We start from the raw sequence: 14829 nt of genomic DNA, 5'->3' as shown, positions 1-14829 counted from the left end.
ACTAACGAAAAGATCAGTAGGCGGGATGTCAGGTACCTGTCCTACGCTGCGGCTCTTCCGATCTGAAGAAGGAGCCACCATGCGTACTGCAAGACGCGTGCTCGGGCGGTTCGTCGCCCCGGCCGCCACGGTTCTCCTCACGACGCTGGCCGCCGCGCCCACGGCCTCGGCCGCGCCAGCGGCGACGGCCGAGGTCTGTGAGGACATCTGCGTCGACGGCGTACGTGCCGCCACCCACACCGGCTACGACCGCGTGGTCTTCGACCTGGGTGCGGGACCGCTGCCCACCGTCGAGGCCCGTCAGTCCACGAGCCCCGGGTACGACACCCCGGGTGGTGAGCCGAGGACCCTGACCACCACCGGCTCCTCCTACCTCTTCCTCAGCCTCAAGGGCGCCGACCCCGGGGACTTCACCGCGACGAACCCGAGCCTGGAGGCGTTCAACCTGCCGACGGTCAAGGCGACCCAGTACATCTACTCGACCGGCAACATCCTCGGGTTCACCGCCGCGATGGACTTCGGGATCACCCTCGACGGTCCCGTCTCCCGCTACAACGTCTTCACTCTCACGCAGCCGAACCGCGTGGTCGTGGACATCTACCGGTAGTACATCCACTGATCTCGCTCAAGGAGAACGCTGTGCGCACAAGAAGTTGGGGACGGGTAGGAGCCGCGGTCGCGCTCCTATCTCTGTCCCAGATACTGGCGACGCCGACGGCATCGGCCGCCGAGACGGCCGGCTGCTTCCGGTCGGCCTGTACGGGCAAGAACCCGGTCACCATGGGATGCGACGCCGATGCCCAGGTCCTCGAACAGATCAACCAAGGCAACGACATCGAGCTGAAGCTGGTCTTCTCGCCCGCTTGCGGGGCCACCTGGACAAAGGTGAGCGTCAACCCCCTCTACAAGTACCCGGTTTGGGCGGCGCTCTGGCAGATGCCGACGCTGGGCGGCTTCGAGTCGCCCCGCCCCACCCCCAGCATCACCTCGACCAACGCAAGCGACGTCTCGCCCATGGGCGACTGGAAGAACACCAGCAAGGCCTGCTGGAACGGCCTGAAGGATGCCTGGGATCCGGAACCCCTGCTCTATGAAGAGGGTGGCCGCGTAGTCGTCACTCCGCTTGTCAACGGCAACTGCACGGAGTGGATATGAGAGGGACCATGCTGAAGCACTTACGGACGCCACGGCAGCGGCTCACCGCGCAGGTGGCTGCGACTGCCGTGCTGGCGTCCTCGCTGGCCCTGATCCCGTTCGTGGTCCGGACCGCGCCCGCCGAGGCAGCCGACGCCACCACGAACATCCTGTTCGGCGCGCCGGAGAAGGCCCTCGGCAAGGACTACGAGAGCTCCGGCGACGTGATCGTCAGCGGTACCGGCGACTCGGACGGCTTCCACATCGTGACGGCCTCGGAGCGGGAGGGCTACACCTTCCGCGAGGTCGCTTCCCTGCGGCGCAAGGACATCGACGCCGGCCCGTGGACGGGGTACGTGTGTACCACGGGCTCCGGCCGGTACGCGGCAGCCGTCTACATGCCGGCGCTGTGGACCAACAAGCCCGGTGCGGCTTACCGGGGCGCGTTCGCCGCGGTTGTGCGGCTGAGCGACGGCAAGGTCACCGAGGTCGCCCAGGGCGTGCAGCTCTCCTACTACTCGCCGGGCTGCGGCGAGGACGACCGGGTGTTGTTCTCCAGCAGTTCGGCCACGGACGCCGGCCCCGGGAAGACCACTGTCATCGAGGCGGACGCGGCGGCGGGCAAGGCCATCGGCGTCAGGAAGTTCCCCGGGCAGCTCACCCATGCCCTGCCCACCCCGCGTGGTGACTACGGTGTGCTCAATGGCGACCTCGTGAAGCTGACCGGCCGTGGGAAGTCGACACGGGCACAGAAGCAGACCGCGCTGCCCGGCCCGGTCTTCGCGCTGACGTCGTCCGCCAACGGGGCCCTCGACCTCGGTGTCGTGCAGGGTCGCAAGAGTGTCATCAATCGCTGGCACGGCGGAAAGCTCACCATGCTCGGCTCGGGTGAGATCGGGAAGCTCAAGCTGTTCCCGCAGAAGGGGGGTTCCCTCGCGGTCGGTGATGTGGCTGGTGTCGACACCTCGCGTGCGCCCGGCCTCAAGACCCAGCCCTTCAACGGTCCTCCCGCGGGCGTATCGCGCGAAGGCCACCTGATCACCACGTCGCTCGTTTCGGACGAGCTGAAGGGAATCACGGCGCCCGAGGGCACTCCGGAGGCGAAGGCCACCGCCGACGGCCGGGCCGCAGGCCTGATCCGTATCCAGGCGACGGCCGTCCGCACGGGTGCCAAGGCCTCGGTCGCCTTCGACACCGACACCGCGCGGGTGAAGACTGGCGGCGCGGCGTCGCTCGCCCTGGATCCGGCTGCCTTCACTGTCTCCGGCACTCCCACCCCGCGCGCGCAGGCGCTCGCAGCTGATACGGAGCCGAGGGACGACGTCGAGCCCTACAACTGCGATGAGGGCGTCAAGGAGTCGATCTGCCTCTCCAGAGAGGGTGCCGAAGTCTTCGTCGTTGACGGTCAGGTGAAGGGCTACGAGATCCCGTGCCTGGTCAAACGGAATGACCCGAAGCGGCAGGCGCTCCAGCCGAGCGCCAATCAGGTGGAGTGGGCGGTCGACCAGGCCGTGCATGGGTACCTGACGACGCAGCGTCCGGCGAACTGGCATGACACCGGCCTGCCCGCGTACAGCCCGCAAGGCCTCTTTCCCAAGCCGGTCCTGACAGGCGGCGGCGACATCCCGGCGCAGGTGGTCCTCGGTATCCTCGCCCAGGAGTCCAACTTCAAGCAGGCGTCCTGGCACTCGGTGAACGGTGCGGCTGGCAACGTCCTCCAGGCAGACTGGTTCGGCAACGGTGCCAGCATTCACCACTACCCGAACAGCGGTAAGTCCGACTGCGGTTATGGCATCGCCCAGGTCACCTCAGGCATGCGGGACTACGACAGCCCGCCTTTCGACACCACTCGGGCCGGGGCCATCACCACCGACTACGCGACGAACATCGCGGCCGGCATGCAGATCCTCGCCGAGAAGTGGAACCAGCTCAAGGCGCTCGGCATGGAGGTCAACGGCGGCAGCCCGCAGTGGATCGAGAACTGGTACATGGCGCTGTGGGGCTACAACAGCGGCGTCTACACCGACCCGACCGCACCCCGCGGCCTCGGCTTCTTCAACAACCCGGCCAACGCGAACTACCCGCCGGACCGCCAGGGCTTCCTCCGGGCGACGTTCGACGACGCCGCGCACCCCGCCAACTGGCCGTACCAGGAGAAGGTCCTCGGCTGGGCGGAGACCCCGCACAAGACGTGGAACTGGGAACCCTCGTACATGGTCCCCGACTTCCCCGGCGCCCAGTCTCTGCTGAACCTGCCGACGAACTACGGCATGTTCTGCGCCCCCTCGGTCAACAACTGCACGCCAGGTACGACCAACCCCTGCCCGGCCATGAACGAGAGCTGCCGCTGGGCCGGCAGCGCCGCCTGGATCACCGGCCAGAGCGAGAGCAACTCCTCTCGTGAACAGCTGCGGTTCGCCCTCGGTTCCCCCGAGTCGGCACTCATCGCCAAGTACCCGTCGGGGCCGTGCATGACCACCCCCGACGGCACTCCGGGCACCATCGTCATCGACGACCTCAACGGGCGGGAGGACGTCTACGGATGCGCGGCTTCTGAGGCTACGTCGGACGGCAAGTTCACGATGCAGTACGGGGACGGCCTCCTCATGTACCGCGATCAACTCCTCACGTGGCGGGCTACCCCGGCCATCGCGCAGATCGACGTCCATCAGTTGGGCGCTGGCTATAACGGCCATGTCTTCTTCACGCACTCCTACCCGGAGAGCGACTTTTTCCACAAGGTGACGGGCCGGTGGACGCTGAACCCGGCGAACCTTCCGACGGCAGACAAGCCGGGCAAGCGCTACAACGTGTGGATCCACTTGCCCAACCATGGAGCCGAAGCTACTGTCCGCTACACCGTCAAGCCGGGCGTCAACCAGGTCGGTCTGGCCGCGGACACCTGCAAGGTGAGCCAGTTGAACCGGACCCAGGGCAAGGATGCCTGGTTCAAGCTGGGCTCCATGAGCTTCTGGAAGGGGGGCGGTGTGGAGATGGACAACGAGCATCTCCCCGGCACCGGGGACGCCAACGTGGCGTTCGACGCTGTGGCCTTCGTTCCCGTCACGAACCCAGACGCAGGCAACTGCGCGTTTGGGCACTGATGGGCAGCGCGGAGTCTATGCGCCGCCGGGTCGCGGCGGCAGTCGCTCTCGCGGCTGCCGCCGGCCTGGCCGGCTGCACGCAACATGAAGATACGGCGGCGGAGCCGGGCTCCGGGTCCGTCGGCACGTCGGCATCGTCCGTCCCGAACCCGTCCGCCCCGCTGCCGTCCGCATCCTCGACGGCCCTTCCCCGTACAACGGCCCCGAAGCCGCCGTCCGCCGCGGACTGGCCGGAGCGGGCCGTGACGGCCGACCGGGCGCCGAAGCTGGGGGAGAGCAAGGTCATCACCCCCGGTTACCGGGTGGACGACTTCCTGACCGGTCTTGCCGCGCGCTGGGACATCCCTCTCGGCAAGCAGAAGCTCATCGACGCCCCCGGGGACCGCAAGATCTGGCACTTCGCCGGGGCTGTGTCGAGCGGCGGCGAAGAGCAGCTCTCCATCGCCGGCGTCCCGACGGAGCAGGGCGACATCGTCGGATTCTCGTGCCTGGTGAACGCTGGCAGGACGAAGGCCGGGGCGTTTCTGGAGGACTGCGTCAAGACCGGAATACCGGGCTGGAACAACGAGCGCGCGGTTGCGTGGTTCAGGACGGCGAAGCAGCAGGTCGACGCCCTCTACACCAAGGAACACCAGACTGTGTTCAGTTCCTTGTACGTGTCCCGCAGCGCGCACGCGCTCCTGCGCAGATCCGGCCCCATGTCCGACTCGACCGGAACTTACGTCCTTTTCGTATCCGGCGGGGAGATCGCCGAGAACTCCTGACCGGCTACTACGGCGGGTAGAGGTGCTCTCCGATCCTGGTGCCAGCGCGCCGGTCGCGAAGCGGGACAACCGCTTCGTGACCGGCGGGTGCCTGACTACCCTGACAGCATCCTCACCGCGGCACGCCGCTGGAGATCGAGACCGCTGAGGCGGACATCGACTGCCGGGTCGCACACAGCGTCACCCAAGTGTGGTTCGACGCGGTGTCGAACGCCCAGCGCAGCAAGATCGCTGCCCATATCGACGAATTCGACGCGGCTGCGGCCGCAGTTCAGCGGGCCGCCGCCAAGGCCGCAGCGGCTTGATCGGCGCGAGCATGCAGGAGCGCCGCAGTTCGGGCGGAACCCCAGCTGCTGTGCTCCTGTACCGACACATCCGGAACGCCCCGCTTCCCTTCGATCATCAGGAGTGTGCAGAACGTTGACCAGAGCGTCACGAATAGACAGAAGAGGCTTACGCCGCGCGGCTGCCATGCTGGCCGGAGCCACGCTGGTAGCCGGCTTCCTCCAAACCAGCCAGTCGGCGACGGCAGCACCCGACCCCAGCCGCGGAAAACAGGTCACGCCGTCGCCTTCGCCTCAGGGCATTGATGCCGACAAGAACCTCGGCCAAGGATGGCGGAGTTCCCCGGACCGGGCCGTCACCTCCGCAGCCGACACAGACGGCCTGCACATCCTCACCGCCGACAGCGCCGACGCGTACCAGTGGAGGACCGTCGCCGTCCTGGCCGAGTCTGGGATGCAGGCGGATTCCTGGATCGGGAACGAGTGCGTCATGGACCGCTCGCACATCGCGGTCGTATACGCCCCTCGGGCCTTCACGAACCACCCGGACCTGATGTCGGGCGGTGCGTTCACCGCCATCGTCGACCTGGAGACAGGTCATGTCACGAAGCTGCCGTTCACGGCCTCCCTGGCCTACTTCGATCCGGCCTGCAACCCAGACACGCGCACCGCTGCGTTCACCGCGTTCCGGGAGGGCCGGAGTCGGCTTCTCACGGTGAACGTCGCTGGTGAGACCGTGTCCGACACGGTCGCCACAGGGCAGCTGACCTCCGCCGTCCCCGTCGCGGACGGCACGATCGCCGCGCGCGGCCGCAGCCTGGTGCATGTGAACCGGACGGGGAAGATCAAGAAGCTCACCGACACGGACAGCGTGCCCTTCGAGATCCATCCCTCAGGGAAGGACAACGTTGCTTTCCTCGACCACCGCAACAACACGGCCCACGCCAAGCTGCGGCAGGCGCACGGACGCACCGCTACCTTCGCCACCGGAAAGCTCGGCGACCTCGGCCTGAAGCGGGGCGGCACCAGCAAGGTGTTCCTCACCGGTCGCCCTGAGGGAACTCCCCTCACCGCCGGCACCGGAATCACCTACCTGGCTGCGCCGGCCGATGTCGATGTCTCCAGCGACGGCCGTCTGGCCGTCGACCCGGTCCTCTCGCCCGCGATACGAAGGGGTCTGGAGCGGATCAGGGGCGCGGGGCGGGACTTCACGACGTCAGAACCCGCGCCGCGGGACTCCGGTACACCCTCGTCGCAGTCGAGCGACGAGCAGCCGCTGACAGTGACGGCCACGGCGACGGCGACCGGCAAGCACCTCGTTCAGCCGGTTGAGGACCAGGGCAGCGGATCCGGCAAGAGCACCCCATCGCCGACTCTGGCCACCGTCGGCAAGGCTGCGCGCACCTCCTCGACTCTCACCGCCACGGCCACGGCGATCGCCAATGATCCGATCGACACAGACCGCTGGTGTTCGGTACCTCGGAACGATGTGAACAGCCAAGCGCTGCAGCCGACACCGAACCAGGTCGAGTGGGCGGTCGACATGGCGGTGCGTGGCGAGTTGCGCTCCCAGTGGATCACGCAGGGTGGCTGGCGCTCTCAGATCGGTCTGGGCACGATCGATCCGCAGGGGCTGTTTCCGCGACCGACACTGACGGGTGGAGGTCGTATCCCCGCCCAGGTTCTCCTCGGCGTGCTCGCCCAGGAGTCGAACCTCTGGCAGGCCGAATCGGGCGCGATTCCTGGCCAGATGGGCAACCCACTCGCCGCCGTCGCCGGCTTCTACGGGCACAAGGGCAGCGACTCGGACTCCTACTGGAAGATCGACTGGGGCAACTCCGACTGTGGCTACGGTGTCGGCCAGGTCACCGACGGCATGCGGATGGCCGGCCACGAGAAGCAGGGCGAGACCTCGTACGCCCCCGCCACGCAGCGGGCCGTGGCGCTGGACTACACCGTGAACATCGCCGCGTCGATGTACATCCTGGCCGCCAAGTGGAACGAGCTGCACAAGGACGGGCAGAAGATCACCGTCAACAACGACGACCCCGCCAAGCCGGAGAACTGGTTCGCCGCGCTCTGGAACTACAACCTCGGGTTCAACGCTCCCACCACTCCGGGGGCTCCGTGGGGTCTGGGCTGGTACAACAACCCCGCCAACCCGATGTATCCGGCGTCCCGCGGCCCCTTCATGGACGGAAGTCCGCAGGACGCGGCGCACCCGGAGCGCTGGCCGTACGAGGAGAAGGTGATGGGCTGGGCGGCCTGGTCCATCGACACCGGTCACTCCTACTCCACTGATGGCCGACAGGACTGGCCGGGTGAGTCCGGTTTCTCCTCCGCCGGCTTCCGGCCTGCCTGGTGGATCAGTGTCCCGGACCGCACACGGGTCAAGCCGCCGCTGAGCGCCTTCTGCAACACGGCGAACAGCTGCGACCCGAACAACCCGCCGCAGTGCACCACCGAGCTCTGCTACTCCCAGTATTGGTACCGCGGGTCCAACGTCACTTGGAAGGGTGACTGCGCGAGCACCTGCGGCAACGAGAACATCAAGTACCAGACGCTGCGTGCCGAACCTGGCCGAGGCTACCGCCTTCAATACGGCACCCCGACCTGCACCCCCACGGGGCTTCCCTCCGGTGCCCTCGTCGTGGAGTCACTGCCGAACGGGACGCAGACCTGGAGCGACTGTGGAACATCCCAGTCCTCCGGAAGCTTCCAGTTCACCTTCTACCCGGACGCGGAGGGCAAGTACGAGGCCAAGGGTGATCTGCACCAGATCGGCGGAGGCTACGACGGCCACTTCTGGTACGCCCACACCCGCGACGACAAACATCTCGGCGGGCCCAACGCTCGGATGACCATCACCGGCACCTGGACCCTCGGCCAGAGCCTGGACAAGTGGGTCCGCGTCTTCGCGCACATGCCTGACACCGGGACGCACACCCAGCAGGCCCACTACGTGATCAAGGGTGTCGCGGGCGGCGACCGCGACCGCTACGTCAACACGCACTTCAGCACCAACAAGTGGGTGGACCTCGGCGTCTACCACTTCACCGGAACCCCGAAGGTCGAGCTCTCGAACACCACCGACGACGGCACCGCCGACGAAGACATCGCCTGGGACGGCGTCGCCTTCCAGATCTTCGCGAAGAAGCCACAGCACTTCGTCGTCGCCATGGGAGACTCCTACTCCTCCGGCGAGGGCGCGGGCAACTACTCGCCCGAGTCGAACACCTCACACGGAACCAGCCGATGGAACGCATGCCGGCGCAGTGCCAACTCCTGGCCCCGCAAGGTGATCCTGCCGTTCCAGAGCACCGGCATCGGCGCGCTCAGCGACGGCTACAGCGAGTCCGTGGCCTTTCAGAACGTGACCTGCTCCGGTGCGCACACCTGGCAGCTGACCTCGGGTAACCCCAACGCTTGGGGGATCATGGGGAACTACCACGAGAAGAGCCAGAGCGACTCCGGAGTCCTCAGTCCTGACACCACCTTGGTCATGCTGACCATCGGCGGGAACGACGGTGACGCCTTCACGGAAGCCGTCACCAACTGCTGGGTCATCGGCGTGTGTGACAAGAACGACTACACGGCAAGGATCGACCAGGCCGTGACGGACACCGGATACCTCATCCAGAGCATCGCACTGAAGGCACCGAATGCTCAGATCGTCCTCATGAACTATCCGCGCATCGCGAGCCAGACACAGTGCCAGGCGGCCAACGACGAGGCGTTGAACTCCATGGCCGACTACATACGCGACAAGCAGCGAGCCAAGGTGGGAGAACTGAAGCAGGGAGGGGTCAAGGTGGCGTTCGCCGACGCCATCCCCGCCTTCCAAGGGCACGCGGTGTGTGACACCGATGAGTGGATCAACGGGATCGTGGCGGGGCCGAACGGTGACGGCGACTTCCACGACGGCGATCCGAAGAACCAGGTCCCCTGCATCCCCAAGCCGGGCGAGAACATATGCCTCAGCCTGGAGTCCTTCCACCCGAAGGACCGCGGCACTACGGCCTATGCTGCGGTCATGGATCAGACACTGGCCGACATCGGCTACTACGGCGGCTAGAGGTGCTCTCCGACCCTCGTGCTGGCGCGCCGGTCACGAAGCGGGGCAACCGCTTCGTGACCGGCGGGTGCCTGACCATCCTGACAGTGCTGATCTTGCTACTCGGTGTCACCGTCTCGTGGCTTTGGTACTCGTCCAGCCACAACCGACAAACCACCCGCGAGAACGAGGAGAAGGCGCTCACCTCGATCCTCTCGCAGGCCGACCGCACGGCGGATGCCTCCGGCCGCGCACTCCAGACGAGTGGCACCACCCGCGCCGACGTACTCACCGGCCTGATCTGGAAGCACACCGAAGCACCAGTGATCAGGTACGACGTCGCGCACGGAGGGTTCACCGCCCTTGTCGAGAAAGCTGTTGAGTACGAGACGGTCGGCTTCTACGGAGCCAGGACCGCCAGGATGGTCCGGTGCCTCGCCTTCACGTACACCCCTGGACACGGCGGCACATGGACATCCCAGGTGACTGTCAAGGGTTCCGACACGTGCCGAGCGAGCAACGAGATCCGCAACGTGGCTCGAGAGGCGCGCACGCGCCTGGCGCGCATGTCGGGCGAAGCCCTGACCGCCGGCGGGATCCAGCAGGAGCTTGATCCCGCCGGACGACCGGACCTTCTGACGGTCCATGGCGTGACGCGCGAGGGAAGAACAGTGTCCGTCTCCGCCACGATCTCCAGTTGGGACGGAACGGTCAATCAGTGCTATCGGCTCACCCGGCCCATCTCAGGCAGCAAGGCGGAGAATTCCACCATCGCCGCTCCTGCAGCCTCGTGCTGAATCGGCCATCTTCATGATGTCTTCAGGACACGCGTGCGCACCGTCACCGCGATCGAAGTAGTGTGCGAAACGCTTGGGTGGCAAAAGCTACGTGATTGCGCGGCAAATCACGGATCCAGACGAAGAAGACGGACCCCACAGCGATTCACTGTCGGCCCTGGAGGCCCGCCAGACGTAGCGGGCCACATGGTCGATTCTTCCCGAGACGGACAAAACAAACGTGAATTGAGGTACACGCCTTGTCCAGACGGACAATATTAGGAGCAGCTGCCACGGCGACCGCAGCGCTGGCGGCCGTACTCGTTCCGGCTTCCCCCGCCAACGCCTACGTCACCTACACGGATTCCCACTGCAGCTCGACGACGAGTTGCCTGGCAATCTTCTACAACAGCATGCAGAACATCGGGATCTTCGTGAGCCCGTGCTTCACCACCAACAGAACCGAGGATTCGCATCTCGGCTACGACTACTTGACCTCCTCGGGTGTGCAGGAAGTCCGCTACCAGTTCAACTACGGATACGGGTTCGGGTACGGAAGCTCGTCACTGCCGAACGGCAGCAAATGCCAAGGAGCGGAAGACGGATCCGGGTTCAGCGTAAAGAACAACGCTGCCGGCGCCTCCAACGGAGACTCCCGATCCCACCGGATCTTCTACTACAGCAATCAGCAGGGCACGTACCAGACCATCGAGTCCGGCCACAACGAGAACTTGATCGCTGCCCTGAAGAACGAGAACGCGAGTAGCGCGAGGCTGTGATGACAATGCGACGCACATGGACCGTTTCTCTCGCATCCGCTTCTCTGGCGGCTGTGCTGGCAGGCTGCGGCCAGCAGACGATCGACGCTCCCCCCGCCCGGAACGCGGCCGCCCCCGCGGCAGACCCCGCCCAGCCCGGGCCGCAGGTATTCCGGGACAACTGGCCCGCCAAGGTACCCACGCGCGGCCTTGCCAAGGGTCTGGCGCTGCCACTGGAGGCGTACATGACCTCCTACGCCGACGAAATCGCCGTCCAGCAGGCCAGGGACAACGCGGAGATCGCCTGCATGCGCCGCTTCGGGTTCGCCAACTGGCGGACCGAGGACCTCGGCACCGCCCCTCCGCTCGCGGACAACGCCTCCAACATGCCCCGTCGCTACGGACTGACCGACCTCGCCGAGGCCAAGGAGTACGGCTATCGGCCCCCGCACCCGGGCCGGGAGAGCACGCCGCCCCCAGAGCGCGACGCCGCTGACGCCGTCACGGTTCTTCAGGGCCGTCAAGGCGACAGCGACGTCACCTCCTTCAAGGGCGAGGCGCTCCCCGAGGGAGGCTGCACCGGCGAGGTGAACCGCAAGGTCGGCACTCTCGACGCAAACCTGGTCGAGCGCCTCAGCGGGGAGAGCTTCGAGCGCTCCCAGGAGACCGCTGCGGTCAAGGCAGTCATGGGGCAGTGGTCCCAGTGCATGAAGGACCGCGGGCATCAGGTCAACACCATCTGGGACACGGACAAGCTGCACTCGCCCGCCGCCGGCACCGCAAGCTCCGAGGAGATCAAACTCGCGACGGACGACGTCGAGTGCAAGACGACGACGGGTCTGGTCAAGGTCTGGTTCGACGAGGAAGCCGCCATCCAGAAGCAGCTCATCAAGGACAACAAGTCGAGCCTTGACGGGGCCCGATCCCGGCGGAACAGCACTCTCTCCACAGCATCGGCAATCAACGCCGACACCCGCTGAGACTGCTCTCTGTCGATCAGGCACGAAGGTGCTCACCGTGCAGGAGAGAGAACATTCAGTGCTCTCTCCTGCGTAGGTGGATACGATCGCAGCACAAGACTGCCAGGGGGGCGCCGTAAATCGGCGCAGGGGGAATCAGCCGCAAGCGACGTGGGGAGTTACATCTTCGGACCAGCTGCTGCCGTTGGGGGCGCCTTCCCGGAATTCGCTCACCACGCAATGACCGTTTGTGTTCGTCTGGACCACCGGGCCGGCATACCAGGCGAACTGACCACTGTTTGATTGAACGCCGGTACGCCCGACAACGGCCAGGTTTATACCCATTTCATGCTTGATGCCGGCCCACTTCTTGGCAACCAGGACCGCGCAGTTGGTGCCGTTATTGGCTGAAGAGTAGTAGATTTGAGCGGTGGACCACACGGATCCGTCCACGCCCATCAAGTTCTTCGAATAGACCATGGATCCAGCGCAGCCGTAGGATTCGGCGGATGCACTGGGGGCCAGACCCACGATTCCAGTCGCAGTCATGGCGAAAACGGCGAACGAAGCGACAGAACGACGCATGTCAATCCCCTCAGTTGAATTGATTCACTCTGAACTGCGAGTCGCTCCGAACGATATTACGACCCCTTTATGGAATTCAACCACCATTTTCCGCTCGGTGACTGAAAACAGACCCTTCCGGGAGGTCGAGTGCGAAGTTGGGAAGGGGTGAAAGGGGTCCGGAGTTGCCGGGTTCGCGTGGAATCGAGCAATATCGCCGCATTGGCGATGGTCGGTGGCCCCGTCGAGTCGCGATCCATCTGGCTTGGGTTTGTCTTCTTCAAGTCAAGATGAAATTCGCCAAGGTTGACGACTTGTGGTTGCGCGCTACGAGTGGTCGATTTTCATTAGCTCACCCTCGGGGGCATGACGTACTAGAGAACCAAACCTGCCCGAATGTTAGATGCCTGTTGTAGCGTGCGGCCCTTTCGGCCTTAAGGAAATGAGGAATTATGCACGCTACTGAGCCGTTTTCATCCTGTCTCTGTGGGGTGAAATGGCAGGTCAGCGATGGTGTGCAACGTGGCGAGGCTCCTGGTCGTTGCCGTGGTGTTCTCTACGCACCATGCATCGTCCGAGGAGCTTCGCTTGGTCCCGTATCGTGCCACGGTCGACGTCCCCCATGAGCTGGTCGAGCATGTTTCCTGGCTCATCTACGCACGAAGGTGCGAACGCCGTTCGCGGTGGCGGAAGCTGGGCTGCTTCCAGCAGGCCCTGCTCGCGCTGGTGCACCTGCGCAAGAACGAGACGCTGCCCGCCCTGGCAGACGGCTTCGGTATCTCGACAGCCACCGCCTGGCGTTATGTCGACGAGACACTCGAGGTCCTCGCGGCCTGGGCACCGAGCCTGCACGAGGCTCTGACCGGCCTGGGTGAGGGCGACTTCGTCATCGTTGACGGCACCCTGATTCCGATCGACCGCATCGCCGCCGACGAGCCGTACTACTCGCAGAAACACAAGAAGCACGGCATGAACGTGCAGGTCATCGCCCGGCCCGATGGCATACCGCTGTGGTTCTCCCGCGCGACACCCGGCCGCACCCACGACTTGACCGCCGCCCGGGCCCACGGCATCGTCCAGGCCTGCCTCACCAGGCAGATCCTCGTCCTCGCGGACCGCGCCTACCAGGGCGCCGGCGCCACCGTCCGCACCCCGTACTACCGCCACCGCGAACAGCCCGAGCCCTACCAGCGGTTCAACCGCGACCACGCCAGGCTGAGGGCCCCAGGCGAACGTGCCTTCGCCCTGCTGAAGTCCTGGCGACTCCTCCAGCGAGCCAGATGCTCCACCCGCCGCATCGGCACCATCGTCCAAGCCGTCCACACCCTGCTGACCTGCAGCTATTCAGGATGAAAACGCCTCACTAAGGATCTTCAGAGTGGTCACCGATCGGGTGACGGCTGTCTGCGGATAGCAGGCGAGGCCTTCGGGCAGTGGTTCGAGATGTCTGACGTCTCAACCACTGTGACCGGAGGCCTCGTTGGTCACCTATCCTGCCTCACTCGACCTGCCGCACGCGCTCGTGGAGTGGGTCACGATGCTGATCGTCACCCGAGAGGGTGACCGCCGGTGCAAACTGCGGCCCTCACAGCGCGCCATCATCGCCCTGGTCTACCTGCGCGAGCACACCACTTACGCGAAACTCGCCGCGGGCTTCCGCATCAGCGAGGGCACCGCCCACGCCTACGTACAGAGCGTGATCAGACTCCTCGCCGCGAGAGCACCGTCCCTGACGCAGGCCCTGCGCCGTGCGCGTCCCGAGTACGTCCTGGTGGACGGCACCATCGCCGAGTGCGACCGGGGCGGCGACCACGAGCGCGACTACTCGGGCAAGGCCAGACGGCATGGCGTGAACATCCAGGCCGTCACCGACCCGGTGGGCGAGCTGATCTGGTACTCGCCGGCGCTGCCCGGTCGTACGGTTGATATCACCGCGGCCCGCACCCATCGCATCGTCACGACCTGTGAACGCCTGCGGATCCCCGTCCTCGCCGACAAGGCCTACGCCGGGGCTGGAGGCACGTTCCAGGTGCCGTTCAAACGCCACCTCGGACGCCCCCTCACCACCAGACAAGCAGCCGTCAACCGAGCACACGCCCGACTCCGCTTCCCCGTGGAGCGGGCCTTCGCCCGGCTCAAGGCCTGGCGGATCTTCCGCAAAGCCCGGATCAGCCCCAACCGGCTCACGTCAATCACCAAGGCCGTCCTCACCCTCGAGAGGCGGCGCTGAAGATCCTTACTGAGGTTGATCGGGTGATGTCGAAGCTGTTCGCCTGACGGTAGGCGGGCTGATCCGGTACGACGGCATCTGCCTCGCCCTCGACGCCGCCGTCCTCGACTCCGACCCCATGGACGGCACCTTCAACGGCTTCAACCGGTGCCCCCAGGTGTCAGCCCCTACCCGTCCCTGGAGGAGGCCGGCAAGGCCGCCA

At 65.8% G+C, this 14829-nt stretch carries 11 protein-coding genes; 10 read left to right on the top strand and 1 reads right to left on the bottom strand.

Annotated elements, in window-relative coordinates; all coding sequences use genetic code 11:
• Positions 1 to 79: 79 nt before the first annotated feature.
• The 8 genes from CCN56_RS10120 (at position 80) to CCN56_RS10085 (ending at position 11854) form a co-directional block, all read left to right on the top strand.
• The gene (locus CCN56_RS10120; protein ID WP_143664488.1) at positions 80 to 607 is read left to right on the top strand and encodes a hypothetical protein; all 528 of its coding nucleotides are present in this window, start codon (positions 80 to 82) and stop codon (positions 605 to 607) included.
• A 32-nt stretch (positions 608 to 639) separates the two neighbouring features.
• On the top strand, positions 640 to 1155 hold the full coding sequence (locus CCN56_RS10115; protein WP_179199778.1) for a DUF2690 domain-containing protein: 516 nt from the start codon (positions 640 to 642) through the stop codon (positions 1153 to 1155).
• A 245-nt stretch (positions 1156 to 1400) separates the two neighbouring features.
• Positions 1401 to 4238: a hypothetical protein gene (locus CCN56_RS10110; RefSeq protein ID WP_143664487.1), complete on the top strand. Its 2838-nt coding sequence runs from the start codon at positions 1401 to 1403 to the stop codon at positions 4236 to 4238.
• 242 nt (positions 4239 to 4480) lie between these two features.
• On the top strand, positions 4481 to 5002 hold the full coding sequence (locus CCN56_RS10105) for a hypothetical protein (RefSeq protein WP_143664486.1): 522 nt from the start codon (positions 4481 to 4483) through the stop codon (positions 5000 to 5002).
• Positions 5003 to 5776: 774 nt separating this feature from the next.
• Complete coding sequence (locus tag CCN56_RS10100; RefSeq protein WP_256961888.1) at positions 5777 to 9361, top strand: SGNH/GDSL hydrolase family protein; 3585 nt, start codon at positions 5777 to 5779, stop codon at positions 9359 to 9361.
• 2 nt (positions 9362 to 9363) lie between these two features.
• Positions 9364 to 10137: a hypothetical protein gene (locus CCN56_RS10095; RefSeq protein WP_143664485.1), complete on the top strand. Its 774-nt coding sequence runs from the start codon at positions 9364 to 9366 to the stop codon at positions 10135 to 10137.
• Between the two features lie 239 nt (positions 10138 to 10376).
• The gene (locus CCN56_RS10090; RefSeq protein ID WP_143664484.1) at positions 10377 to 10895 is read left to right on the top strand and encodes a hypothetical protein; all 519 of its coding nucleotides are present in this window, start codon (positions 10377 to 10379) and stop codon (positions 10893 to 10895) included.
• A 224-nt stretch (positions 10896 to 11119) separates the two neighbouring features.
• Positions 11120 to 11854 (top strand): hypothetical protein, encoded by a 735-nt coding sequence (locus tag CCN56_RS10085; protein ID WP_143664483.1) that lies wholly within the window; start codon positions 11120 to 11122, stop codon positions 11852 to 11854.
• A gap of 135 nt (positions 11855 to 11989) precedes the next feature.
• Here CCN56_RS10085 and CCN56_RS42545 read toward each other — a convergent pair whose 3' ends face one another.
• Positions 11990 to 12313, bottom strand: coding sequence for a hypothetical protein (locus tag CCN56_RS42545; protein WP_143664482.1), 324 nt, complete (start codon positions 12311 to 12313; stop codon positions 11990 to 11992).
• A 672-nt stretch (positions 12314 to 12985) separates the two neighbouring features.
• Here CCN56_RS42545 and CCN56_RS10080 point away from each other — a divergent pair.
• Together CCN56_RS10080 and CCN56_RS10075 are read left to right on the top strand one after the other, a co-directional pair.
• Complete coding sequence (locus CCN56_RS10080) at positions 12986 to 13750, top strand: IS5 family transposase (RefSeq protein ID WP_179199777.1); 765 nt, start codon at positions 12986 to 12988, stop codon at positions 13748 to 13750.
• 127 nt (positions 13751 to 13877) lie between these two features.
• A complete protein-coding gene (locus CCN56_RS10075) occupies positions 13878 to 14627 on the top strand; it encodes a transposase family protein (RefSeq protein WP_086825658.1) in 750 nt (249 codons plus the stop codon).
• The last annotated feature ends 202 nt before the right edge of the window (positions 14628 to 14829 follow it).

The organism is Streptomyces sp. NRRL B-24572 (genome assembly GCF_002156145.1).
GTDB lineage: Bacteria > Actinomycetota > Actinomycetes > Streptomycetales > Streptomycetaceae > Streptomyces > Streptomyces vietnamensis.
Note: the sequence above shows the minus strand (reverse complement) of the source record. Positions and strands in the feature narration are given on the sequence as shown.